This window comes from Anaerobutyricum hallii (assembly GCF_900209925.1).
GTDB lineage: Bacteria > Bacillota > Clostridia > Lachnospirales > Lachnospiraceae > Anaerobutyricum > Anaerobutyricum soehngenii.
Window position 1 is genome coordinate 818,836 of record NZ_LT907978.1, and the last position, 25,238, is coordinate 844,073.

A 25,238-nucleotide genomic window follows, 5' to 3' on the forward strand; every position below is an offset into this window, starting at 1 on the left:
CTCAGTCGAGAAGACTCCCCATTTCTATAAGTGGTGAGTAATCAATACATTACTCCCAAAAAGGAGGAAAAGATGAAGAAACAGATATTACCTTTACTGGCTTTGCGAGGAAAGATGGTTTATCCAAATACTTCTGTATATTTTGAAGTATCCAGACCAAAATCAATGGCAGCCTTAGAGCAGGCGGTAAATCATGAACAACAAATATTTTTGGTGAATCAGATAGACCCTTCTATCGATAAACCGGATCAGGAAGATTTATATACAGTCGGAACGATTGCGAAGATTCTTCAAATGGTGAAGGCAGGACAGGGAGTTTTAAGAGTATTTGTAGAAGGGCAGACAAGAGCACGTATCTCTTCTTATACAGAAGTTGATGGATGTGTGAAAGTAGAAGTAGAAGAACTGCCTTATACAGGCTATCCAGAAACTCCTGTGGAAGAGGAAGCTTTTTTCAGAATGCTTGAAGAAGGAGCGGAAGAATTTTCCGAGAAAAATCCGGGATTTTTTGCTCCACAGCTTCAGAAGGCTATTGATGAAAGAGATTTACGTTCGCTTGTGAGCGAACTTGCTTCTCAGCTTCCATTTGAACTTGGAAAAAAACAGCAGATTTTAGAAGAATCCGATATAAAACAGCAGATTCAGAGCCTGCTTGCTATTTTAACAGAAGAAGTAGAAATCAGCATCATTCGTAACGAACTTGCAGAAAAAGTAAAGAAGAATGTAGATAAAAATCAAAAAGATTATCTTTTAAGAGAACAGCAGAAGGTGATCCGGGAAGAGCTTGGCGAAGAAGATATTGTTTCAGAAGCGGATGAATATCTTGAGAAGTGTGAAAAGCTAAAGGCATCGAAAGAAGTAAAGGATAAGATTAAAAAAGAGATAAAGCGTTATAAAAAGATGCCTCCGATCGCAGCGGAAAGCACGATGACAAAGAACTACATTGAAACGATGCTCGAAATGCCATGGAATAAAGTTTCTAGAGACAGTAAAAGTCTTGAGAAGGCAATGAAGATTTTAGAAGAGGATCACTACGGGCTTAAAAAAGTGAAGGAACGAATTCTTGATTATCTGGCAGTTCGTTTCCTTACCAAAAAAGGCGAGACTCCTATTCTTTGTCTCGTAGGACCTCCGGGAACCGGTAAAACATCTATCGCAAGATCAATTGCAAGAGCGCTGAATAAAAAGTATGTCCGTATTTCTTTAGGTGGAGTGAGAGATGAAGCGGAAATTCGTGGACATAGAAAGACATATGTAGGTGCGATGCCGGGAAGAATTGCCGAGGGAATCCGTCAGGCAGGCGTGAAGAATCCGGTAATGCTTTTAGATGAGGTAGATAAAGTAAGCAGTGATTATAAGGGAGATACCGCATCTGCACTGCTTGAGGTGTTAGATGGAGAACAGAATATAAATTTCAGGGATCATTATCTTGAAGTGCCAATGGATTTAAGTGAGGTATTTTTTATTGCAACTGCGAATGATCTTTCTCCAATCCCAAAACCATTGCTTGATCGTATGGAAATCATTGAACTTTCCAGCTATACAGAGAATGAAAAGTTCCATATCGCAGAGAATTATCTTATAAAGAAGCAGAGAAAGCTGAGCGGTCTTACGAAAAAGCAGGTAAGTATATCCGAGGAAGTTGTCAGAGAAGTCATTCACTCTTATACAAGAGAAGCAGGCGTGCGTAATCTCGAACGTACCATTGGTCAGCTTATGCATAAAGCAGCCCGTAAAATTGTTGAAGGGGAAAAAGAAGTTGATATCAAGAAGAAGTCTTTAAAAGAACTTCTTGGTCCGGCACCATTTGAAGATGAGGATGAGAACCTGAAACCACAGATTGGTGTTGTGAGAGGACTTGCATGGACCAGTGTTGGTGGAGATACGCTTTCCATTGAAGTAAATGTTATGCCGGGAAAAGGAAAGATGGAGCTTACCGGATGTATGGGCGATGTCATGAAAGAGTCTGCACAGATTGGTCTTAGTTATGTCCGCTCTATTGCAGAATCATATGGAATTGATAGCGGCTATTTTGAAAAACATGATATTCATCTGCATATTCCAGAAGGAGCTGTACCAAAAGACGGTCCGTCTGCAGGTATTACAATGGCTCTGGCAATACTTTCTGCAATTACAGAAATTCCTGTTCGCGGAGATATCGCCATGACAGGAGAAATCACCCTTCGAGGTAAAGTACTTCCAATCGGCGGATTAAAAGAAAAACTCTTAGCAGCTAAAACTGTTGGCGTAAAAGAAGTACTTGTCCCTGCAAGAAACAAAAGAAATGTTGCAGAACTTGATGAGGAGATCATAAGCGGCCTGAAAATTACTTATGTAGAAGAAATGAACGAAGTAATTAAACATGCTCTGAAAAAGTAACTACGATGTTTGCATAATTAAGTCATTGATTTCGATCAAAGATAATACCTAAATAATCAATAGGAATGAAAAAATGAGTCAGGGAATCAATACATATTAAAATTTATGATTTAGATTCATTGATATATATTGAACCATGGTTTAAAAGGTTAAATACTTGCCAGAGAAAGGAGGAAAATATATGGTAATCAAAAATGTAAACTTAGAAACGGTATGCGGAATTACAAGTAAGCTTCCTAAAAATACTTTGCCGGAAGTTGCATTTGCAGGCAAATCCAATGTAGGAAAATCCTCACTGATTAATGCGCTTGTAAACAGAAAGTCTCTAGCAAGAACTTCTGGTCAGCCAGGAAAAACGCAGACTATTAACTTCTATAATGTCAATGAAGAAATGTATATCGTAGACCTTCCAGGTTACGGTTATGCTAAAGTATCCAAAGAAGTCGCAGCCAAATGGGGCCCGATGATAGAAAATTATCTTCATACTTCTGAGCAGCTTCGTATGGTATTCTTATTGATTGATCTTCGTCACAAGCCAACCAATAATGATGTACAGATGTACCGCTGGATCTTAAGCAACGGCTTCTCCCCGGTAATTGTAGCAACCAAAGCCGATAAAATCAAAAGAAGCCAGCTTCAAAAACAGTTAAAACTGTTAAAAGACACTTTAAAAGTAATCGAAGGCGTTCCAATCGTACCATTTTCTGCTGTTACAAAAGCAGGAAGAGATGAAATCTGGGAACTAATTGAGGAATATGCATTAACGGAAGAATAAGACGAAAAAAGAAACAATACTATATCCCATCTGCTCTGTAGTCGCTGTATTTAAGATGCTCGTCCGCATCTTAAATACGCTCCGAAGCCGCATCTGGGATATGGTATTGTTTCTTTTTTCTGACTATCTAAATCCACAGTTGATGAGAATGGGGATTTTCCAGAATCCCCTTGTTTTTTGACTGATTTGCAGAATGAGGTTAGACAGCCACTGTAATAGAACTTTTTGCTGAATTGCAAGAGAAATATGGTAAAGAAAAGATAAAACACTTTACGATAATAGATAATATCTTTATGCGAAATGTATTAAAAGGAACAGAGGAGGGAGTAAAACAAATGTGTAAGGAATTAGAAGAAATGCGTCAATTCTTCCGAATTTAGTTTCTTGGGAAACCATAACCTTCTGGAGAATCCCATTTTCACCAACTGTAGATTTAGAATAGCCAGAAAAAATAATACATCCCAAATGCGGCTTGGGAGCGAGTTTAAGATGCGGATGAGCATTTTAAACATAGCGACTATAGAGCAGATGGGATGTATTATTTTTTTCTTTTTTCGTCTCTTACCAAATCTACGAATCAGAGTTTGTCAGCAGCAACATTTCCATTAACTTCCCGTAGACAGCATCGCTTTTCTTCTCCCAGCTATCGCAGATTGCGATGGCCTGTTCTTTGGAGACGACGTTGATGCTTAGTTCTAAGAGCAGGGAACCTTTTTCTTTAATCTGTGTTTTTACCATATATTCTCCCCGTTTCTTTTTGAGGGGGTAATAGTCGGCAGTGATATCCACTTCTTTTCGGAGCTGGTATTTTTTTTCGGCAAAATAATCAAGAATATCCTTTTTGATCGGTTCAGAAATCTGGGTGTGGAACATTGAAAGTGCTTCTTTTCCGGATTCCATGAGATGATAGTTTGTTGTGTTGCGGATAGTTTCTGTACGTACAAATTCAGATTCTACCAATTCGCTGATTGCCTGTTGTAAATGAAAATAGGATGTATATCCATGATTTACAAAAAATTCGCTTAGCTGGGAATTGGTCAGTGGAAAATCCAGATTATCCAACATAAACAGTATCATTAATTTATATAATGTTAAAGATTCTTCTGACATAGGCTTCCTCCCTGCATAAAGTTTCGTTGTTTCATTTCTTTATGAATCGTATTTAATACAAGACGTTTGTGTCCGATCCATTTTGGAGTGATCAGGAGATCTTTTGGGCCGTCACCGGTAATTCGTTCCACAACGATATCTTTTCGAAGCCAGCTAAGACAGCCGATCAGGTGATCAATATATTCCTCCATTGTGAGGATATGAAATGGATGTTGTTTATAATATTCAGCCAAAATCGTGTTTTTTAATACATAGAGCATGGAAATCTTAATGCCGTTTATTGGAAGAGAATTCAGATAACGTATCGTTTCGATTTCCATATCTGCTGTTTCACCGGGAAGACCGAGAATGATGTGAGCGGTGACCCGGATTCCTGCATTTGAAAGAGCATGACAGGCAGCAGTAAAGGTTTCTGTTGGATAAGCACGATTTAAAAAGGCAGCAGTATGATCATGTGCTGTTTGTAGTCCCATTTCAATAAATACAGGCTTTCTTTTATTTAATTCCTTTAGTAAAGAAAGAACTTCAGGAGAAAGACAGTCAGGTCTTGTGCCAATCGATAATGCAACAATTTCCGGAGCCTCTATCGCCTCTTCGTAAAGAGCCCGGAGACGTTCTATTGGTGCATAAGTGTTTGTAAATGCCTGAAAATAAGCAATATAATGTTCCCCATGGTATTTTTCAGCGGTCTGTGCTTTTCCAAGACGAATCTGTTCAGAAACAGAGAGGGAAGCGTTCTCTGTAAATTCTCCGCTTCCCCCTTCACTGCAAAAGATACATCCGCCGGTTGCAAGTGTCCCGTCACGATTTGGACAGGTAAAACCACCATCCAGACAGATCTTGTATAGTTTTTCTCCAAAATATTCTTTAATAAAACGACTGTAGGTATAATAGCGTTCCATAAAAACTAGTCAATATATTCTTTGACAGCAGCGCTTACAACATCAGCAATCTGTGGGTCGAATGCATGTGGAAGAATATTGTTATCGCTTAATTCTTCCTGGGGAACCAGACCAGCGATCGCATGAGCAGCAGCAAGCTTCATTTCAGAAGTAATATGTGTAGCGTGACCTTCTAAGGCACCTTTAAAGATGCCAGGGAAAACAAGTACATTATTTACCTGATTTGGAAAATCAGAGCGACCGGTACCAACAACCTTTGCACCAGCTTCTTTTGCAAGGTGAGGAAGGATTTCCGGATCTGGATTCGCCATAGTAAATAAGATAGAATCCTTTGCCATAGAACGAACCATATCCTGATTTATAATACCAGGAGCGGATACTCCGACAAAAATATCAGCACCTTTCATCGCATCGGCAAGAGTTCCTGTTTTATGAGAAAGATTTGTAACCTGAGTCATCTTTTCCTGCATCCAGTTTAAAGAAGGATCACCAGAACACAGTATTCCCTGACGATCACAAAGTGTTAGATCATGAAAACCGTAAGCTAAGAGCATCTTTGCGATAGCAATTCCGGCAGAACCGGCACCATTGACTACAACTTTACAATCTTCTTTTTGTTTGTTTACAACTTTTAATGCATTAATGATTCCTGCAAGAACAACGATAGCTGTACCATGCTGGTCGTCGTGGAAAACAGGAATGTCAAGCATCTGATCAAGGCGTTCTTCTATTTCAAAACAGCGTGGAGCTGCAATATCTTCTAAGTTAATGCCACCAAAAGCCGGGGCGATTCTGACAACAGTTTCAATAATTTCTTCTGTATCCTGTGTATCAAGACAGATAGGGAAGGCATTAACACCGCCAAAATCTTTAAAAAGGGCAGCTTTTCCTTCCATAACAGGCATAGCAGCAAGAGCACCGATATTGCCAAGTCCGAGTACGGCACTTCCATCAGATACCACTGCTACGGTGTTTGACTTGATCGTGTAAGTATAGGCTTCTTTAGGATTTTCTGCGATAGCGCGGCATGGCTCAGCAACACCGGGAGTATATGCAATCGCAAGATCTTCTGCGGAAGCTACCGGACATTTGGCTTCTACAGAAAGTTTACCGTTCCATTGTTTGTGCATTTCTAAAGCTTTTTCTTTATTTGTCATAATTATTTCCGTCCTTTCCCAGAATATATTCTAGCATCGCTTTTCTTATTGTGCAATCAAATATTTCACAAAAACAGGTTGTTTTCTTCCTAATCTGTGGTATTATAAAAAAGATAATTCTAATTCGTCTTAATAATCTGATGTGAAAAGATGTTTTTTCTTGGTATCACATCATGTTTTTAGTTATAATCTTTTGATTTCCCAAATGATTTAATTGTTATTTTTTTTATCTCAGTCGAGAAGACCCCCACCTCTTTCAGGTGGCTGCTCGACTTGAATAGTATGTGAAAATATCCCTGTCAGTGAAGTTGACAGGTGATATTGAAATGAACATATAAGACAGATTTTTTGTGGAGCCGGCAGAAAAATGCAGAGACATTCTTGAAGTCGGTTGTGAAAACGTATACAAAACGTATTTAAAAATATTTTAGAGAAATTTTGGAGGCAGGAATGGATTTTAAAGAAATGACACTTCTTCAATTGAAGGCATATGCGAAAGAAAAAGGAATTCGTGGGATAAGTACGCTGAAAAAGGAACAGTTGGTGGAAAAGCTTATGAAAAGCGAAAAATATGAAGAAAAGAGAGAAGAGAAAAAAGAAGAGAACATAGAAGTAAAGAGAGAAGAAAACAGGAAAGAGAATAAAAGAGCAAACAAAGAAGAGAAGCGAAAAGAACATAGAAAAGAACATACAGAAGAAAGTAAAAAAGAAAACAGAGAAGAAGAAAAAGCAGAGGAAAAAGCAGAGGATACAGAAGAAAAAAAATCAGAAGCAGAAGGTAAAAAGAATGACATATCCAGCTTAGACAGTGGAAATATGGCAAACGGTATCCTTGAAGTCATGCCGGATGGTTATGGATTTATTCGTTGCGAGAATTATCTTCCGGGAGAGAATGATGTCTATGTTTCACCGTCTCAGATACGTCGTTTTAATTTAAAAACCGGGGATATTTTAGTGGGAAATATTCGTATTAAAACGCAGAATGAAAAGTACAGCGCTTTACTATATGTACAGTCAGTCAATGGATATAAACCATTTGATGCAGCAAAAAGAAAGAACTTTGAGGATCTTACACCGATTTTTCCAAATGAGAGAATTAATCTTGAAACAGAGAATGCACCATTATCCATGCGTATGGTAGACCTTCTTTCCCCGATTGGAAAGGGACAGCGTGGAATGATCGTTTCTCAGCCAAAGACAGGAAAGACCACATTATTAAAACAGATTGCAAGAAGTATTACGGCAACAAGACCCAATATGAAGGTTATCGTTCTTCTAATTGATGAACGTCCGGAAGAGGTAACGGATATCAGAGAATCCATTGAAGGACCAAATGCAGAAGTTATTTACTCTACGTTTGATGAATTACCAGAACATCATAAAAGAGTATCTGAAATGGTATTAGAGAGAGCAAAACGTCTTGTAGAGCATAAACAGGACGTCGTGATTTTATTAGATAGTATCACTCGACTGGCAAGAGCATATAATCTGCTGGTTCCTCCAAGTGGACGAACACTTTCCGGTGGTCTTGATCCGGCAGCACTCTATATGCCAAAGAAGTTTTTCGGAGCAGCAAGAAATATGCGTGAAGGAGGAAGTCTTACAATTCTTGCGACAGCACTCGTTGAGACAGGAAGTAAGATGGATGACGTTGTATTTGAAGAATTTAAAGGAACCGGTAATATGGAGCTTGTGTTAGATCGTAAACTGGCAGAAAAGAGAATTTTTCCGGCAATCAATATCCAGCGTTCCGGAACACGAAGAGAAGATTTACTGTTAACAAAAGAAGAGCAGGAAATCGTATATGCACTTCACAGAGAATTATCCGGCAATCGTGCAGACGAAAATATGGAGCAGATACTGAATTTCTTTAAAAGAACAAAGAATAATAAAGAGTTTATCCAGCTCATGAAACAGTCATTACTTAAAAAATAACAGAGAATCACGTAATACCGACATAATTCGTAAACGACAGTGATTGACGGACAGAATAATGTGTAGTATTATTTGGAGCGAAACAGTTATAAAAGCAAATATCTATAAAATAAATCAAATTGAAAAGGAAGATAAGATGATTAAACATTATTTAACAGTATTTTTAATTTCCATGGTTCCAATCGCAGAATTGAGAGCAGCCATTCCTTACTCACAGGCAGTAGGACTTCCATTGATTCCTTCTTATATCATTGCGATTATCGGAAATATGATTCCGGTACCCTTCATCTATTTATTTGCAAGAAAGGTACTTGAAATTGGAAACGATATGCCGGGAATCATCGGTAAGTTCTGTCGCTGGTGTACGGCAAAGGGCGAGAAAGGCGGAGAGAAACTTCAGGCAACAGCAGGAAAGGGACTTTTTGTTGCGTTACTTTTATTCGTAGGAATCCCGCTTCCGGGAACAGGAGCATGGACAGGAACATTAGCAGCTAGTTTCTTAAAGATGAATTTTAAATCCAGTGCAATTGCAGCTATGTGCGGTGTTTTACTTGCAGGAGTCATCATGATGACATTAAGCGCAGGATTTTTTACATTGATTCGCTAGATAAAAGGAGTAATGTTGGGGATGAAACGGTTAGGAAGTTTTTTAGATGGAATATACGGTTTTGACGGAATGTCCTGTTTCTTACTGGCAGTCAGTGTCATTTTGAACTTGCTTACAGGACTGTGGCCGTCACAGGCGGTGAATAACGTTAACTTAATCAGTTATCTGCCATTACTCTGGTGCATCTTCCGGGTATTTTCTCATAACTACGAAAAAAGAGAACAGGAGAATGAGAAGTTTTTGCATATGATCCGCCCAATTTGTGAAAATGTCATTGAAAAACGAGAAGAAAAAGCCGAAGCAAAATTATTCCGCTTTTTTAAATGTCCGCTGTGTAAGCAGAAACTTCGTGTCCCGAAAGGAAAGGGAAAAGTAGAAATAACCTGCCCAAAATGCGGAAATAAATTTATTAAAAAAGCTTAGAATTTCTGATTTTGCCGCAGGCAAAGGAGACGCCCACTGAAAGGGTTGATTAAAACAGACGAACTTATAAAACAGAATCGTATAGAAATGCTCAGTAGTCGCTGCGAGCAAAATGCCTCAGTCGGCATTTTCACGCGCTCCGAGTCGCATTTTCTATACGATTCTGTTTTATAAGTTCTGTTTGCTGACTGAATTTTTCGGTGGGCTGTGCTACGGCTGGAGGAGCTTAGAATTTCTCGCTTTTTGTTGAGGAAGAAGGGGATAAGACAGAAGGTTGTGGAAGGTATAAGGGGTTAAAAATTTGAAGAGGTGGCAGAGAGGAGGTTTATATGAATAAGAATAATAATACAAATAATATGCAGAAAATAAATTACCAAAAGCTGCTTGATAAAGTCACAGATAAGATTACAAAAAACTGTGCGGAAGGAAACAAACGTCCATCCCTTTTCCTTCATGCCTGTTGTGCACCTTGCAGTAGTTATGTACTTGAATATTTAGTAAAATATTTTAAAATCACGATATTTTATTATAATCCAAATATCACACCGGAAACAGAATACATAAAAAGAGTAAAGGAACTGAAACGCTTTATTCATGAAGCCGGATATGAGAATGATGTTACTTTTGTAGAAGGTACTTATGATCCGCAGGTATTTTTTGATATGGCAAAAGGAATGGAAGATCTGCCAGAAAGAGGACCCCGCTGTTATCATTGTTATGCACTCCGTATGGAAGAAGCTGCTAAGAAAGCTGCGGAAACTGGAGCAGATTATTTTACAACAACACTTTCAATCAGTCCGCATAAGAATGCACAGTGGATTAACGAAATCGGAGAAAAACTCGCTGATCAATATGGGGTGAAACATCTGCCATCTGACTTTAAGAAAAAGGGAGGATATCTGCGCTCCATCGCACTTTCTGAGGAGTATCATCTGTATCGCCAGAATTATTGTGGCTGTGTGTTTTCAAAGAAAAATCTTGATCTGTAGATTTAATGTAGACGAAAAAAGAAAAAAATACCATATCCCATCTGCTCTGTAGTCGCTGTATTTAAGATGTTCATTCGCATCTTAAACACGCTTCCAAGCCGCATCTGGGATATGGTATTTTTTCTTTTTTCTGACTACTCTAATCCACAGTTGGAGAGAATGGGGAGTTTCCAGAAGGTTATGGATTCTCAGGGAATTAAAGTTTAAAGGATTGATATTTAAATTGTTGCGTATGCTTGAAATTTAGTTGTATTAGATGTGAGATGACTTCACATTTACAGGGTATCATTGAAAAAACTCTAAAAATTTTTGGTTTTTTGTATGTTTTTTGGAAGGTTATATGATATATTTATAATAAGGCTATAAAAGTGCTGGGATGCTCACAAAATCAAGCATAAAAAGATTCGGGGAGTACACTGAATTGAATGGAGGAGAAAATATGAATAAAAAATCTATTATTATTGTATTGATGATTGCGGCATTATTTTTTATTCCCAAAGAAGTACATGCATCAGATACAGTAAACAGCACAAATGATAGTATAGCGTCTACAGTAATAGGACAGATAACTTTTAATAATGAAAATAATCAATCAGATGTAGGTGCGGCAGCAGGAAGTGCAGACTATGCAAGTACAGTTACTTTGGCAGCAGATAGACTTCGTACGCAGATAATAAATCGTCAGGCTGAGTGCACGGTATATTATAAGGCAGATTCAGCATCGTTTGATAATGATAAGTTTACTAAACTGGCAGAGCAGATATATAATAGTGCATTAAAGCATACCGGTATATCAGATCAGGGAGATTATTTGCGCTGGGGAGCTATAGCATCTGTAAATATTTCTGGAAAAACTACAAGTCAGGGTTTGGTAATAACATATAACTTCACATATTATATAACAGAGAATCAGGAATTAGAGCTGCAAAAGAAATTAGTAGAGATTATGAAAGAATTAAATCTTGATGGCAGAAGTAATTATGAGAAAGTAGTGGCTATATATAATTATATTTGTAATCATGTCGCCTATGATTATGAAAATGATGCAGATAATAGTTATGGATTGAAAAGAACTGCTTATGGGGCGATATTTAAGGGAAAAGCAAATTGTCAGGGATATTCTGTGCTTTTTTACCGTATGGCTTTACAGGAAGGAATTGATTGTAGGATTATTGGAGGATATGGAATTAATCGAAGTCATGGATGGAATATTGTAAAACTAGATAATTACTATTATTATGTGGATGCAACATGGGATGCAGAACAAGGGACGAGGACTTATTTTTTAAAGGGTCAGAATAATTTTCCAGATCATACTCCGGATGCAGAGTATAAAGGATATGATTTTACGAATAAGTATCCGGTAGATACGAAGGATTACAAACCCAATAGTACATCCGGTAGTTGTGGAAAGAATCTTACATGGAAGCTGTCAGAAAATCACGTTCTTACCATTTCAGGAACAGGTTATATGTATACCTATTCAGAAAGTGTTCCTGCTCCGTGGGATTATGTCAAGGAAGATATCCAAAAAATAGTTTTTGAATCCTCTGTACAGTTCATAGGCGAATATGCATTTGCAAACTGTACGGAAGTAAAAGAAGTTACATTAGGTTCTTCACTTTTCAAGATTGGAGAGGCAGCATTTAAAAATTGTAGTAAGCTAGAAAAGGTAGATTTCCCCAAACGCCTTGCTGTGATACAGTCAAAAGCATTTTATGGATGTAAACAGTTAAAGAGATTTACATTTAGCGGGGAGTACCCTACGATAGAATCGTATGCATTTAATAAAGTTTCTGCAACAGCTTATTATCCTTATAGTGATTCTACATGGAATCCAATTATCTTAACTCCTACTAGTCATCAATTTGGAGGATTTATTACATGGAAAGTATGGTCAGGAAAAGCAGAAGATGATCCGGAGGCTAAAAGTGGTACTTGTGGTAATGGTGTGACCTGGGAATTACAGACTGATCTTTTGAGAATCAATGGAAGAGGGAAAATGAACGATTGGACAGATCCAATGACATGTCCATGGTACAATTATCGCAATATTATAAAAAAGGTATCAATAGATTCTAGTGTGGAAAATATTGGGCAGAATGCTTTTTCTAATATCTCGAATTTATCGAAGATTGAAATTCCTAACAAAATCACATCAATTGGGGGAAAAGCCTTTGATCAGTGTACTTCTTTAAAGAAAGTTGAATTTAAAGGATCACTGCCAACGATTTCATCAGATGCTTTCAATGGGGTAAGTACAGAAGGATATTATCCTACGGAAGCAGATTCTTCTTGGGATAGTATAAAAAGATATCCAGAGAATTATCAGTATGGAGGAAAAATCGTTTGGAAACAACATGAATACTTTATATTAAAAACACACAATAATAGTTTTGGTCATGATCCAGATAATTTTACTGCAGATTATTCAACAGATTACGCAGATAAATTACTTGCAAATGCGAAAAAAAAGGCAGAAAAAGAGTATTTAAAGAAAAAAATAAAAGAAAAATGGGAGGGATCCTGCTTGGGTATAGAGACAGCTATTATTCAAAATAAGAGAAGGGTGCTCGGATACAACAAAGATTTTTATTTTTTAAATAATCCGAATGCTGATTCTAAGTTATTAAGTATTATAAATTATTATCAGCTTACACAGTATTTGAATGCGTTCTCGCCAACAATAAAGACACAAAAGAATTCTAAATCGACTTCTTTAAAAACATTTTTAGAGTCATTTGTTTCACAGGCAAAACTGGATCAGGAAAAAGAATCCCTTTCTATATTCGGTTATTACTATATAGATGATAACGGAGAAAATCCTGGTCATGCAGTGATTCTTTGTGGATATGAATATGGAGACTTTGATCGTGATGGAAAGAAGGAACATCGTCTCAAGATATATGATTGCAATAATAGGTCAGGATATTATTACATGTATGTATCAGATGATTATACTTCATTTACATATACAAACGATGCGATTAGAGATGGAATAAGACTTGAGAATTGTTATACACAATTAGACTATGTGAGTGGAAATGGCATCAGTACAAAAGATTATTATAACCTTGGATTAACCGTAGATGATCTTATTCTAACTCCTACCCCTATCCCTGGTATTGATCATATGGTTGGCTCTGCCGGAACTACAATTCCATCTAATGCGATTACATTGCACGTATATGCTGATAAGCCATTTACTATGATGAATGCAAATGGACAAACATTAATTTTTATAAAGACAATACTTTTACCGGTACAATGAAAGTGTATGATTATAGAATGGTAGGAAGTCAGAATACAGAAATATATATTACTGTTGATCCAAGTGATAGTTTTTCAGTATCAGATATTAAGGATAGATTTTATCTTGGAGCGGAGATTGATGGTCATTACTATGCTGCAAAGTCTGATGGGGCTAAAAGTGTTACGTTAAGTAAAACTAAAGGTGTTGAGTTAAAAGGAAGTAATCTTTTTACTTTTGAAGTGACAAGAGGCACAGATTTAGAAAATAGTGATTTGATTAGTATTTCCGGTACAGCGGAAGCAGACGTATGTTTAAACAGTGATAACGACAAGGTACAGTTTACTTCGGATAAAAATTGTAGCGATTTAAAAGTCGAAACATATAAGGATACTGATAAAAAAGAACAATCCATACAACAGAAAACAAATTCAGTAACTTTTACAGATAACCAGGATAACACCATAAATATAGATACGAAACCAGTGAAAAAGAATATTAACTCTTGTCAGATTAGTTTTGAGCTTGTTAGAAAATATATTTATGATGGAAAAGAAAAGAAACCAGAAGTTATTGTGAAAGATGAATCTTCACAGAAACTGACTTTGTCTAAAGATTATAAGATTTCATATTCTGATAATATAGATGCAGGAGAAGGTAACGTTACGATTACGGGACTCGGAAATTATGAAGGGCAGGTAGAAAAGCACTTTTCTATTGAAAAAGCAGAACAGAACTTTGAGTTAAAGAAACAAAAATATGATTTATATGTTGGAGATACAGAAACGATTCGACTGGAAAATGCGATAGGAAAAGTAGAATTTTCTTCAAAAGATCCAGAGATTGTTTCGGTAGATTCTGACAAAGGAAATATAAAAGGACTTCGTGAAGGAAGAACAGTGATTTATATAACTGCAGACGGAAGCGATGAAAACGGAAAGCAGAATTATAAATCATGCCAGAAGGAAATAGAAGTTATTGTAAAAGAAAAACCTTCTGATTCAGGATCAAAAGGAGAAAACATACCAACCGATAAAGATAAGGAAAATGTACTGCCGTCTCAACCTCCATATTATAGATATAACTATATTAAATATACTTATTATTATATCAGATTATATGCACCTACAATAAAAAAAGTGCAGAGTAAAAAGAAAGGACAGCTTCGAGTAAAATGGTCTAAACGTGCCCAGGTAGACGGTTATCAGATTCAATGTTCTACAAAGAAGAATTTTAAGAAGAATAAAAAGACAGTGTTAATAAAGAAAAATGTAACATCTGCTCAAATTAAAAAGTTAAAAAGGAAAAAGCGTTACTATGTAAGAATTCGAAGCTATAAACAGTTCTTTTTTAACAGATATTATTCGAAATGGAGTAAGGTAAAAACAATTAATAAGATTAAATAATAATCATAATAACAATAGTCCGTCTCGTCAGTTTGTCACAGCATTGTGCCTGCAGAATATTATAATAAAAAACGCAGGTGTATCATTATGCCAGATGTAGGAACCTTACAGGTATCTCTTGTTTCTAACCGGGGGAAACGCCCGATTACGGATGCTGCAGTGGAGATTTCTTCTGCAGGGGAACCGGATAAAATATTAGAAATATTAAAAACAGATGTGTCGGGACAGACAGAAGTGATTGAGTTAGAGACCCCTCCTTTAGAATATTCAATGGAACCAGGATTGAATCAGCCATACTCAGAGTATAATTTAAAAATAACAGCTCCGGGATTTGAACCGGTAGAGGTTTCAGGGAGTCAGATGCTTTCTGGGCAGCTTGCTTTGCAGAATCTCTCTTTGGAACCGACAATTACCGAAATGGCTTCGTATGAAGTCCTTGCAATCGGACCGCACACATTATATGGTGATTATCCTCCAAAAATCGCAGAGAGCGAGGTTAAGGATATTCAGGCAACAGGAGAGGTTGTATTGAGCAGAGTGGTAATCCCGGAGTATGTTATAGTACATGATGGAGCCGTTTCTGATAATACGGCAAAGAATTATTATGTACTATATAAAGATTATATTAAAAATGTCGCTTCCTGCGAAATTTATTCTACCTGGCCAAAAGAAACATTGAAAGCAAATATATTGGCGATTATGTCATTTACGTTAAACAGAGTATATACGGAGTGGTATCGGAGCCATTGTTCATTCATGGTTGGAAAGTGCGGTAGTGCAGGCATTTTCTTTTTGCTTTTGTTTGCTTTTTAAAGTAGAATATCGTGATCCGGAAGATAGTTACTATGATGAAGCCGAATTTGCAATCGTAAAAGGAAATACAGTACTTGGAAATCTGATGGACGATGTTCGATTTTATGGAGAACTTGCACTGGTACGGGAAGGGATTGAGAAAATTCATGAAGCATTGCCGGACTATAAGTATGTACCGATGAGGGATGTTCGAGAAGCAATGTATCCAGAGAAGATGACCACAGAACAGCTGGCAGAGGCACTGGATGAGATTGCAGAAGCTTTTGATCCGTATGAGTATCGGGATAATGTGGAGATCGGAGAAAATACGGTACAAGAGGTGATGTTGGATTTGCAGAGTGGCAATACACATTTTTATATTTCTTATTTGAAGGACATTGTAGAGGAAGAATGTGATTTGTCCGTCCGTGCCGGAGTATTGATCGAACGATTGAAGTCCTACGAACCGGAACTTCCGAAAGATATGGAGCCGATGGTGTATGTCAATTACTGTGAGAAAAGTGAGTTCATGAATCCACGATGCCAGAAGTTATCGGATTTGGATTCCAAGAGCGCAGAACAGGACAAAGCATGGTATGCTGACCGTGATCCAAACTCCAACGAACCAAAAACGACAGCACAGATGTTTTTTACAGTATATTATGCTGAGAAGGGCGACAAGATGCTGCATCATTTTCAAGGTAAGATAGAGATTGGTACCGGAAACGGAGGTATCATCAGTCAATTAAAGATGCAGAATGAAATGAAATTGACGGATGAAAGCTGGATTAGCTATCAGCAAGGGAAAGGTAATGAAGAGTATCAGAAGTATATGGAAGATCTGACGGATATGCAGAATCATGTACTGCCGTATTTGCAGAGTTTTTGCAGCATGGAAGAAAAAGGTGTGCAGGAGAGACGAGAACAGAAGATAGCAGAGAAAAATGAGAGCAGAGAAACTGTGCCAAGAACTGGCGTTGAAGCAAATACAGCAGTTAAGGATGCAGGGAAAGCAGAAAGAAAGACAGTGGAACAGAAAAAGGCAATGGCAAGGAAAGAGAAAAAACCATCGATTCATGAACGCTTGGAAATCAATAAGAGAATCATTCAGGAAAAACAGGGAAAAGATAAGCCGGAGAGAGGAGCTGATTTGGGTGTAAGGACGGTGTAGAATAAGCTGAACGAGTCTGAGGTCATGGATGATAACGTGGCTTCCGGATATGGAAGTGTTCCGTAACCTTCCATTAAGTGTAATAAGCGTTATTTTTCTTTATTTTCTGATGTTTAGTATATTCTGGCTCTGGACCTACAGAACCAATCAGGCACATCAGAAAAAGGAACAGGAAAAAGATGAAAAATATAAAGCAGAACTTCTGATAGCTGCAAAAAAGGCAGAAGCCGCCAATGAGGCAAAAACGGAGTTTCTCCAACGGATGAGCCATGATATCAGGACTCCAATCAATGGAATCTGCGGGATGATTGATATGGCAGAGCATTATGCAGACGATATGGAGAAACAGACAGAATACAGAGCAAAGATCAAAGAGGCATCCAATCTGCTGCTGGAACTGGTAAATGATGTTCTGGATATGAGTAAGCTGGAGTCTGGTGAAGTTGTTCTGGAAGAGAGTCCATTTAATCTGAACAAAATTTTTGAGGAAGTGCTTGTTGTGATTGAACAGATTGCTGCAGAACAGAATATCCGAATTGTATGGGAGAAAAAAGAAATCAAACACTGTGATCTTATTGGAAGTCCGAGGTATGTGAAACGTGTGATGATGAATATCCTGTCGAATGCGGTGAAATATAACGGAGAAAACGGGCAGATTTATATCAGCTGCAGGGAAATTCCATCCGAACAGCCGGAAATGACGACAATGGAATTTGTCTGCCGGGATACCGGAATCGGAATGACAGGGACGGTTTTATCATCAATGACAGCAACAGTCGCACAAACAGTAAAAAAAGATGGTCATATGAGCAGTTGAGCAGACAGATGCGGAATCTATGGGCCATGTATAACTGAAGGGAAAAGCCAGATGTTGAACAGCTTTTGAACAGTGATACTACCATATTTTTCATATAGCAGCGATTGAAACACAAGGATTTTAGAATTTAGATATTTTTCTAAATAGTTGTTGACAATTCTGTTTCGTCAGAATATATTATATTTAGAAATATTTCTAAATACTTTTGAAAGAAGTGATGCTATGGCTTTTGCAGATACTTTTAAGGCCTTGTCCGATCCTGCACGCCGAGAAATCTTACAGTTATTAAAGAATGGCCGAATGTCCGCCGGAGAAATTGGTAGTCATTTTCATATGACCGGTGCTACTGTTTCCTATCATCTAAAGATTTTGAAAAAGGCTGATCTGATATGGGAAACAAAAGAAAAGAATTTTATTTACTATGATTTGAATACTTCCGTTGTAGAAGAATTACTTCTATGGTTAAAAGACTTGAAAGGAGACGAATCTCATGATGAAAAAATATAAATGGTTTTTGTTACTTGGCAGCCTTCTTTCTTTAAGCCCAATCTTGATCGGATTGCTTTTGTGGAATCAGCTTCCGGCAAAGCTCCCTACCCATTTTTCCACTGGAAATACTCCAGATGGCTGGAGCAGCAAGGCAATTACCGTTTTCGGACTTCCGCTTTTTATGTTTGCAATGATGTGGTTTTGCTTTCTTTTCACCCATGTTGATCCAAAACGCCAGAACATCAGTCCGAAGCTGATCCGGGCACTTGTGTGGTTCATGGCTGCACTTTCCCCGATTGTTGTGTGCTCTAGCTATGCTATTGCTCTTGGAATAAATGTGAATATTACTCTGCTCACTTATCTGATCATTGGACTCATGCTTTTGGTAATTGGCAATTATCTGGCAAAAACAAAACAGAACTATAGTGCTGGCATTCGGATTCCATGGATACTGTCCAGTGAAGAAAACTGGAATCGCACACACCGTGTCAGCTCCAGACTGTTTATCTTTTGTGGCCTGGCTATGATCGCCAATGGATTTCTGGACTCTAAGATACTGTTATTTTTCATCATGGCAGTGTTGATTGTTATCCCATATGCATATTCTTTTTTCTTATTTAAAAAAGGAATATGATGTACACTTTTGGAACATGCCTTTGTAGCTGCAATAAGGGCATATTATAGTAATGGTGTAGATTTTATTGAGCCTTTGGATGTTAGTACCATTTTCGGGAATGGACTTGATAACGCCATAGAAGCAAGTGAAAAACTTCCTGAAGAACAGAGGGCGATACTTGTGAAAGCGGGGAAAATGCAAAACTTCTTTTCTGTACTGATTGAAAATAACTGCTTGCAGGATAGCGGAAACACAAAGAGCCGTACCACAAAGAATGATGATTTTCTTCACGGTTTCGGTATTTCTAATATGCGAAAAGCCGTTGAGAAATATGATGGTCAGTTGATGACCAAATGCGAAAACGGGAAATTTACATTGAAAATTTTAATACTAATTCCATAAAGAATATGGCTTATGAGCCTGTTGTCTATCACGGACAGCAGGCTTTTTTGCGTAGTTATATTAGAATTGAGCGAGCTAAGCGAGCGATGCTTCTTGAACGACAGTTCAAGAAGATGGTGGCTATTAGAATTTACGCTTTCAGTATTAGAATTTGCGTCTTGTCTTGTATTCTTTATTTAATAGGATATTGGTTAGCTTGTCTCGTGTGTAAAGTGGAATAAAACCTTGTTCTTGTATATCGGTGAAATTCATTGTTCTCAATTTATCCAAGATTGCCTCGTAGCTGAAGGCATTTCCCAGATCTCTTTCGAGGTAACGATATATCACCAACGCAAGAAAACAGATAAGGAAATGGGCTTTTATGCGTACGTCATCGTGAAGAAAAACTGGTCTTGTTTCAAAGTCAGTCTTCATTACACGAAAACATTCCTCGATTTTCCAACGACCTTCGCTGAATTTTAGGATATCTTTTACATCACCGTCTAAGAGGTCTGTAGTTACTGCGTACATCCCATCATATAAGGCTTACCGTGCCGGGTGGAACCCCTGCAACTGTGCTATGTGTATTTTCTCTACACCGAAGCTGTTTGCCGGGATTCGCAAATTATATCCAGAAGAATATCAGTTGTTAAAGCATGATAAAGAAATTCTGGAATTTATGCTGGATAATAAGTGTGATTTGGATACCTTTGTGGGAAATGCGAAATCCTGTGTGTATCATGGAGATGAGAAAGCGATTCGCAGTCTGGTCACTGGAGAATTCTCGGCAAACGATATCTATGCAAAAGGACAGTGGATGTATCCGGCAGGGGCATTTCATGGGGTAGAAGGAGAGCCATGTTGAAGGAATGATAGAATACCAGTTTATTCAAGTGATGAAACAAAAAATTCATAGAAGAGTATTCTCCTATATCAAGCACATTTGCTGCATAGATGGAATATCTTTATGAAATCTTCAAAATTGATTGATATTATGAAAAAAAAGAAAGGATGATTATAAATATGAATATGATTTTAAAAACAACAAATCTCTGCAAATCGTTCAACGGGCAGACAGCCGTAAATAACATATCGCTGAACATTGAAAGAAATTCCGTCTATGGATTGTTAGGACCAAATGGAGCCGGAAAATCTACAACACTCAAAATGATAACAGGTATTTTGAGACCCACATCTGGGAGTATTGAGTTTGACGGCCACGCATGGAAACGCAGCGACTTAAACCATATTGGAGCGTTAATTGAAATGCCGCCGCTTTATGAAAATTTGACCGCCTATGAAAATCTGAAAGTAAGGACTACTATTTTAGGGCTGACAGATAAGCGGATTGACGAAGTGCTGCAAATCGTCCGGCTGACGGAAACAGGCAAGAAAAGAGCCGGACAGTTTTCTCTTGGTATGAAACAGCGTCTTGGAATTGCAGTTGCATTACTAAACAACCCGAAGCTGCTCATACTTGATGAACCAACCAACGGGCTTGACCCGATTGGGATTGAAGAACTTAGAGAGCTTATCCGTTCCTTTCCTGCAAAGGGTATTACCGTTATTTTATCAAGTCATATTCTCTCCGAGGTACAACAGACCGCTGACCACATCGGCATTATTGCGGGTGGCATCTTAGGCTATGAGGGGAAACTTAATGCAAACGAAAATTTGGAACAGCTTTTTATGGACGTTGTAAAAAGCAATCACAGGGAGGGTTAAGGCATGGACTATCTAAAATCAGAACATTTGAAATTCAAGAGGACAATATCGAACAAACTGATTTTCATTGTTCCGCTAATTACGGCTATTTTTGCATGGATTATGGGTGGATATATGGGGTATCAGTACATGACGCTTTACTGGTGGTATGCGTTCCTGCTTCCTGGAGCAATCGCAATTTTGTGTTCTTTGTCACACAGAAAAGAAGAAAACGCCGGGAAATACTATTCGGTATTTTCTATGCCTGTAAATCTTTCGAGATTTGAATTTGCCAAGGGCATTATCTTAGTCGAAAAACTGCTTGTTTCAGCGATATTTTTAGCATTGCTTATTTCTATCAGTAATATCATTGCTCCGGCAACGGCAGTATATTCTCTTTTACACAGCATTACAGGAAGTATCGGAATTATCCTTGCGTCTGTCTGGCAAATCCCTTTGTGTCTGTACTTAGCACGCAAAACGGGAATGTTTGTGCCGATTGTGTTAAATACAATACTTGGGATTGTCCTATCTACTGCTACCGCATTAGGAAATACAATAGCATGGTGGTTTGTACCGTATTGTTGGGCAGCAAAACTGGCAGAGCCGCTTATGGGAATTGAAATAAACGGAACTTATGCGGGAAATTGTGGATTTTCTATAGCCATTATGATTTCCATTTCGTTGTCAATACTCTTGTTTCTTATTTTATCCTATGCCGACGCAAAGGATTTTTCCAAAGGGAGGTAGACAGAAATGGGTTTTATTTATGCGCTTCGTTCTGAACAGGAAAAAACGAAGCATACATCGTTTTGGGCTATTCATTTTTGTGTACCTGTTATGGGGGCATTGTTATTTCTTGCTTACTATTCCCAGTATGCCAGCACCGCAGACAGTAAAAAGCTCAAAATGATATTGGAAATTACGACAACGTTTTTTCCGGTGTTGATAAGCGTTATTGTTGGTCTGAACGTTGCACTGGAAGAAAAGGCTTCACACTTCCAAACGCTGCTTGCTGTACCAAACAGACACAAAAATATGCTTGCAAAATTAACTTATCTTTATGGTTCGGGGGTATTTGCATTGTTCTTTCTGTTCCTGTTATTTGTGATTGGCATACATCTTTTGGGAATGGCTGATACAGTGCAGCTCGGAATGCTCATTGGAGCCGCCGCCGGGATGGCCTTTTGTAATTTTATAATATACATCTTGCACCTGTTCCTTAGCTTCAAATTTGGATTAGGGTTATCCCTGTTTTGGGGCGTGTTTGAAAGTCTGCAATGTATCTTATATAGCAATATTGAGCTGAAAGGTGTAGCCCGGTATATCCCCTTTGCATGGTCTATGAATTGGGTACAGGATATTTTGAGCCGACAAATTTTCAACTATGGAACAGAAAAAATATGGATTGCAGCATTAACGACAGGCGGCTTATTGCTGACCTTATTATGGTTTTCTCATTGGGAGGGAAGAAAAAATTATGAATAAAAGCAAAAAAATAATGCTACTTCTGCTGTTTACCTTTATCGTTTGTGTGGCTCTTGCTGGCTGTACTTTACAGGACAGAATCGAAGAATATTCCAGTGACAAGGAACAATGTTATTTGAATACGGAAAATGTAACACGTTTTTCCTATAAAGGTAACGATTACACCATTTTGGCAGATACCGTATCAAATGGCGGGCTTGGAGAATGGATTGGATATATCCGGCAGCTTGCCGCCATAGACGAGAACGGAAAAATATTGCTGCAAGAAAATGTTGAACCGGCAACTTTTCAATCCTTAGCGGATTTGGCGGAGAAAGCACCAGAAGCCGCTTACATTATTCCTTTTCTCAATGTATATGCGGCTCCTAACGCAGACGATTATCTTATTGTAGATGTAAACGGAGGGTATCATAAAGCTGTTATCAGCGAAAATGTCAAAGATAGCGATACTGTTTTTGATTTTAAGAAAACAGAAGAATCTATAAATGACAGCTTTGAAGTCAATCCAGAAAATGCGACACAACTTCTTTGGGGCGGGACGGTTTATCAAGTAACGTCTGATATGGTATCAGATGATGAATTAGGCAGCTACATTGATATTCTCGCTGAAAGTGTTACATTCGATACAGAAACGAAAATCCCTTTGTCAAAAGAAGATTTAAGCAAGATTGACTGGTACGGGGAAAATGCCGGACAGGGGCGAGAGTCTTGGTTTTACACAGATGTCTATGAGATTTACGGAACCGATAAAGCGGAAGCGGTTGCGGTCAATGTAAATGATAACTACTATATTGCAAAGCGACAATGACAGCTTTCCTGCCCTTGGAGCTTGTGCTATACTAAAAAGGACAACGAAAGGAGGCAACAATATGGCGGCGATCCTTATGATTGATGATGAACGGGCTATTTTAGAGCTTGTCAAAAACGGGCTGCGAAAGGATGGGCATTTCGTGACCACTTATACCTCTGCCGCACAGGTACCGCTTGATAAGCTGAACAGATATGACTTGATTATACTGGATATTATGATGCCAGATGTAGACGGCTTTTCCTATTGTGATAAAATTCGTTCCCTTGTAGACTGTCCTATTCTTTTTCTGACAGCAAAGACAATGGAGCATGACATCACATTTGGGCTTGGTCTGGGAGCAGACGACTATCTGACAAAACCATTTCGTATTGCAGAATTGCGGGCGAGAGTAAACGCCCACCTACGGCGTGAACGTAGGGAACGACATACCGCACTTACCTTTGACCGCATAAAAATTGATTTATCTGAAAAAGAATTACGGGTAGATAACACGCCTGTTGCCTTAACAAAAAGCGAATATCTGATTTGTGAATATCTTGCAAGGAATAAAGGACAGGTATTTTCAAAAGAACAGATTTACGAAGCTGTTTTCAGCTTAGAGGGCGACAGTGATAATTCTACGATTTCTACTCATATCAAGAATATCCGGTCAAAATTGAACAAACTGGATATTCAGCCGATAGCGACAGTCTGGGGGATTGGATATAAATGGGAATGAAAAAAACAACATCACTGAAAGCGTCTTTTTGGAAATTCTTATGTATGCTGTTGATTGGACTAATAGGTGCGGTGGCAATACCATTTAGTCTTATTTTAGCTGGAACCAGTACAGGGCTTATTACCTATGCGGATTATTCAGAACGCTGCACAAAAGATCTTGCTCCTGTTATTGCTGCAACGCCGGATTTGGCAGATGTGCAGCTTCCTATGGGCTGTGAATATTTGGTGCTGGATAAAAATTATCAAGTGACGGAAACGACCTTAGAGGGCGACGATTTGGACCGGGCTATGGAATACGCAATATCCGGGCAGATAAATACAAACCTCAACAAACAGTATTTGCTTGTGACCCGCAAAAATGAATATGTAGTGCTGCAATATTACATAGGTTCACAGTTTACAAATGAATGGCTTTATGAGCATTTTCCCTCACCGGAAATTCTGCTTTATATTTTTATAGCAATCAACTGTATTGCAGTACGCGTGATATTGACAGCGAAGTTTGCAAAAAATATGCGGACGCAGCTCTCTCCGCTTTTTGAAGCGACAAGGCAGGTAGCAGAACAAAATCTTGATTTTGAAGTGGGACATTCAAAAATCAAAGAATTTGAGGACGTACTTTGTTCTTTTGCAAATATGAAAGATAATCTGAAAATATCTTTAGAGAAGCAATGGAACGCGGAACAGTTACAGAGAGAACAGATTGCAGCACTCGCTCACGATTTGAAAACACCTTTGACCGTCATTCAAGGAAATATTGATTTGATAAATGAAACGGAGCTAGACGACGAACAACGTCTATATGCGGGTTACATCACTGAAAGCTCCGAACAGATAGGCATTTATATTAAAGTGTTAATTGACATTTCCCGGACAATCGCCGGGTATCAGCTTCATTTGGAGAAATTTGATATAGCTGATTACATGGGCCAGATTAAAGCGCAGGCAAGCTCTTTATGCCTTACCAAAGGAATTTGTCTGCAACTGGAAACGGGGGCTAACCTGGGCACACTTAAGGCGGATAAGCTGCTGTTGGAACGGGCAATTATGAACGTGATAAGCAATGCGTTAGACTATTCTCCACCACAGGGGACAATTTATGTAACGGTGCAAAAAACGGACTGCTTTTTACATATATCTATAACGGACGAGGGAGGCGGCTTCACACCGGAGGCCCTACATCATGCACAGAAACAGTTTTTCATGGGCGACAAAAGCCGTACTTCTAATATGCACTTTGGTATGGGACTTTATATCACAAGCAGCATTATCAAGTATAATGGTCTCATAAATTAAGACACTTTTTCGGACAGTTT

Annotated in this window: 23 protein-coding genes and 2 pseudogenes; 21 read left to right on the forward strand and 4 right to left on the reverse strand. The window is 38.3% G+C overall.

Annotated elements, in window-relative coordinates; all coding sequences use genetic code 11:
- The first annotated feature begins 72 nt into the window (after positions 1-72).
- Together lon and yihA are read left to right on the forward strand one after the other, a co-directional pair.
- Entirely contained in the window at positions 73-2,379 is a 2,307-nt protein-coding gene (lon, locus tag EHLA_RS03705; RefSeq protein WP_096239365.1) for an endopeptidase La, read from the forward strand.
- Positions 2,380-2,560: 181 nt separating this feature from the next.
- On the forward strand, positions 2,561-3,154 hold the full coding sequence (gene yihA, locus EHLA_RS03710) for a ribosome biogenesis GTP-binding protein YihA/YsxC (protein ID WP_021907853.1): 594 nt from the start codon (positions 2,561-2,563) through the stop codon (positions 3,152-3,154).
- Positions 3,155-3,724: 570 nt separating this feature from the next.
- On the opposite strand, the gene EHLA_RS03715 is transcribed toward yihA, so the two are convergent.
- Genes EHLA_RS03715 through EHLA_RS03725 form a run of 3 tightly spaced genes read right to left on the reverse strand, consistent with a single transcriptional unit; the run spans position 3,725 to position 6,323 of the window.
- Positions 3,725-4,264: a DUF4364 family protein gene (locus EHLA_RS03715; RefSeq protein WP_021907852.1), complete on the reverse strand. Its 540-nt coding sequence runs from the start codon at positions 4,262-4,264 to the stop codon at positions 3,725-3,727.
- Positions 4,246-5,166 carry a TIGR01212 family radical SAM protein gene (locus EHLA_RS03720; RefSeq protein ID WP_021907851.1) on the reverse strand — a complete coding sequence of 307 codons (921 nt, stop codon included), beginning with the start codon at positions 5,164-5,166 and terminating at the stop codon, positions 4,246-4,248. The genes EHLA_RS03715 and EHLA_RS03720 overlap by 19 nt, the downstream gene beginning before the upstream one ends.
- 5 nt (positions 5,167-5,171) lie before the next feature.
- Positions 5,172-6,323: an NAD(P)-dependent malic enzyme gene (locus EHLA_RS03725; RefSeq protein WP_021907850.1), complete on the reverse strand. Its 1,152-nt coding sequence runs from the start codon at positions 6,321-6,323 to the stop codon at positions 5,172-5,174.
- 450 nt (positions 6,324-6,773) lie between these two features.
- Between EHLA_RS03725 and rho the strand changes: the two genes are divergently transcribed.
- The 12 genes and pseudogenes from rho (at position 6,774) to EHLA_RS03785 (ending at position 19,220) form a co-directional block, all read left to right on the forward strand.
- Positions 6,774-8,258 (forward strand): transcription termination factor Rho, encoded by a 1,485-nt coding sequence (gene rho / locus EHLA_RS03730; protein WP_096239366.1) that lies wholly within the window; start codon positions 6,774-6,776, stop codon positions 8,256-8,258.
- 136 nt (positions 8,259-8,394) lie between these two features.
- Positions 8,395-8,865 (forward strand): COG2426 family protein, encoded by a 471-nt coding sequence (locus EHLA_RS03735; RefSeq protein ID WP_096239367.1) that lies wholly within the window; start codon positions 8,395-8,397, stop codon positions 8,863-8,865.
- Positions 8,866-8,886: 21 nt separating this feature from the next.
- On the forward strand, positions 8,887-9,288 hold the full coding sequence (locus EHLA_RS03740; protein ID WP_021907847.1) for a hypothetical protein: 402 nt from the start codon (positions 8,887-8,889) through the stop codon (positions 9,286-9,288).
- 329 nt (positions 9,289-9,617) lie between these two features.
- Entirely contained in the window at positions 9,618-10,277 is a 660-nt protein-coding gene (locus EHLA_RS03745) for an epoxyqueuosine reductase QueH (RefSeq protein ID WP_330399859.1), read from the forward strand.
- Positions 10,278-10,716: 439 nt separating this feature from the next.
- Complete coding sequence (locus tag EHLA_RS03750; RefSeq protein ID WP_162290851.1) at positions 10,717-13,548, forward strand: leucine-rich repeat protein; 2,832 nt, start codon at positions 10,717-10,719, stop codon at positions 13,546-13,548.
- 17 nt (positions 13,549-13,565) lie between these two features.
- Positions 13,566-14,933 carry a fibronectin type III domain-containing protein gene (locus tag EHLA_RS03755; protein ID WP_242970665.1) on the forward strand — a complete coding sequence of 456 codons (1,368 nt, stop codon included), beginning with the start codon at positions 13,566-13,568 and terminating at the stop codon, positions 14,931-14,933.
- 87 nt (positions 14,934-15,020) lie between these two features.
- Positions 15,021-15,746 (forward strand): hypothetical protein, encoded by a 726-nt coding sequence (locus EHLA_RS03760; RefSeq protein ID WP_096239370.1) that lies wholly within the window; start codon positions 15,021-15,023, stop codon positions 15,744-15,746.
- A complete protein-coding gene (locus tag EHLA_RS16210; protein ID WP_242970666.1) occupies positions 15,709-16,896 on the forward strand; it encodes an LPD25 domain-containing protein in 1,188 nt (395 codons plus the stop codon). Before EHLA_RS03760 ends, EHLA_RS16210 begins: the two co-directional genes overlap by 38 nt.
- Positions 16,897-16,933: 37 nt before the next feature.
- Positions 16,934-17,713: pseudogene (locus EHLA_RS03770) on the forward strand (sensor histidine kinase); the annotation flags it as partial.
- Between the two features lie 222 nt (positions 17,714-17,935).
- Positions 17,936-18,220, forward strand: coding sequence for an autorepressor SdpR family transcription factor (locus EHLA_RS03775; RefSeq protein WP_023923479.1), 285 nt, complete (start codon positions 17,936-17,938; stop codon positions 18,218-18,220).
- Positions 18,204-18,836, forward strand: a complete 633-nt coding sequence (locus tag EHLA_RS03780) for an SdpI family protein (protein ID WP_096239371.1) — start codon at positions 18,204-18,206, stop codon at positions 18,834-18,836. Before EHLA_RS03775 ends, EHLA_RS03780 begins: the two co-directional genes overlap by 17 nt.
- Before the next feature lie 9 nt (positions 18,837-18,845).
- Positions 18,846-19,220 (forward strand): ATP-binding protein, encoded by a 375-nt coding sequence (locus EHLA_RS03785; RefSeq protein WP_005347147.1) that lies wholly within the window; start codon positions 18,846-18,848, stop codon positions 19,218-19,220.
- 180 nt (positions 19,221-19,400) lie between these two features.
- Here the strand turns inward: EHLA_RS03785 and EHLA_RS16980 are convergent.
- Positions 19,401-19,745 (reverse strand): annotated as a pseudogene (locus tag EHLA_RS16980) (IS1634 family transposase); the annotation flags it as partial.
- Positions 19,746-19,845: 100 nt separating this feature from the next.
- Here EHLA_RS16980 and EHLA_RS03795 point away from each other — a divergent pair.
- The 7 genes from EHLA_RS03795 to EHLA_RS03825 all read left to right on the forward strand — a co-directional run bounded on the left by EHLA_RS03795 (position 19,846) and on the right by EHLA_RS03825 (position 25,218).
- Complete coding sequence (locus EHLA_RS03795) at positions 19,846-20,064, forward strand: hypothetical protein (RefSeq protein WP_242970667.1); 219 nt, start codon at positions 19,846-19,848, stop codon at positions 20,062-20,064.
- Positions 20,065-20,222: 158 nt separating this feature from the next.
- Positions 20,223-20,924, forward strand: coding sequence for a lantibiotic protection ABC transporter ATP-binding protein (locus EHLA_RS03800; protein WP_096239373.1), 702 nt, complete (start codon positions 20,223-20,225; stop codon positions 20,922-20,924).
- 3 nt (positions 20,925-20,927) lie between these two features.
- Positions 20,928-21,653 carry a lantibiotic immunity ABC transporter MutE/EpiE family permease subunit gene (locus EHLA_RS03805; protein ID WP_096239374.1) on the forward strand — a complete coding sequence of 242 codons (726 nt, stop codon included), beginning with the start codon at positions 20,928-20,930 and terminating at the stop codon, positions 21,651-21,653.
- 6 nt (positions 21,654-21,659) lie between these two features.
- Positions 21,660-22,391, forward strand: a complete 732-nt coding sequence (locus EHLA_RS03810) for a lantibiotic immunity ABC transporter MutG family permease subunit (RefSeq protein WP_005423209.1) — start codon at positions 21,660-21,662, stop codon at positions 22,389-22,391.
- The gene (locus tag EHLA_RS03815) at positions 22,384-23,199 is read left to right on the forward strand and encodes a NisI/SpaI family lantibiotic immunity lipoprotein (protein WP_096239375.1); all 816 of its coding nucleotides are present in this window, start codon (positions 22,384-22,386) and stop codon (positions 23,197-23,199) included. The genes EHLA_RS03810 and EHLA_RS03815 overlap by 8 nt, the downstream gene beginning before the upstream one ends.
- A 61-nt stretch (positions 23,200-23,260) precedes the next feature.
- The gene (locus EHLA_RS03820) at positions 23,261-23,920 is read left to right on the forward strand and encodes a response regulator transcription factor (RefSeq protein ID WP_044922413.1); all 660 of its coding nucleotides are present in this window, start codon (positions 23,261-23,263) and stop codon (positions 23,918-23,920) included.
- Entirely contained in the window at positions 23,911-25,218 is a 1,308-nt protein-coding gene (locus EHLA_RS03825) for a sensor histidine kinase (RefSeq protein ID WP_096239376.1), read from the forward strand. The genes EHLA_RS03820 and EHLA_RS03825 overlap by 10 nt, the downstream gene beginning before the upstream one ends.
- Positions 25,219-25,238: the final 20 nt, after the last annotated feature.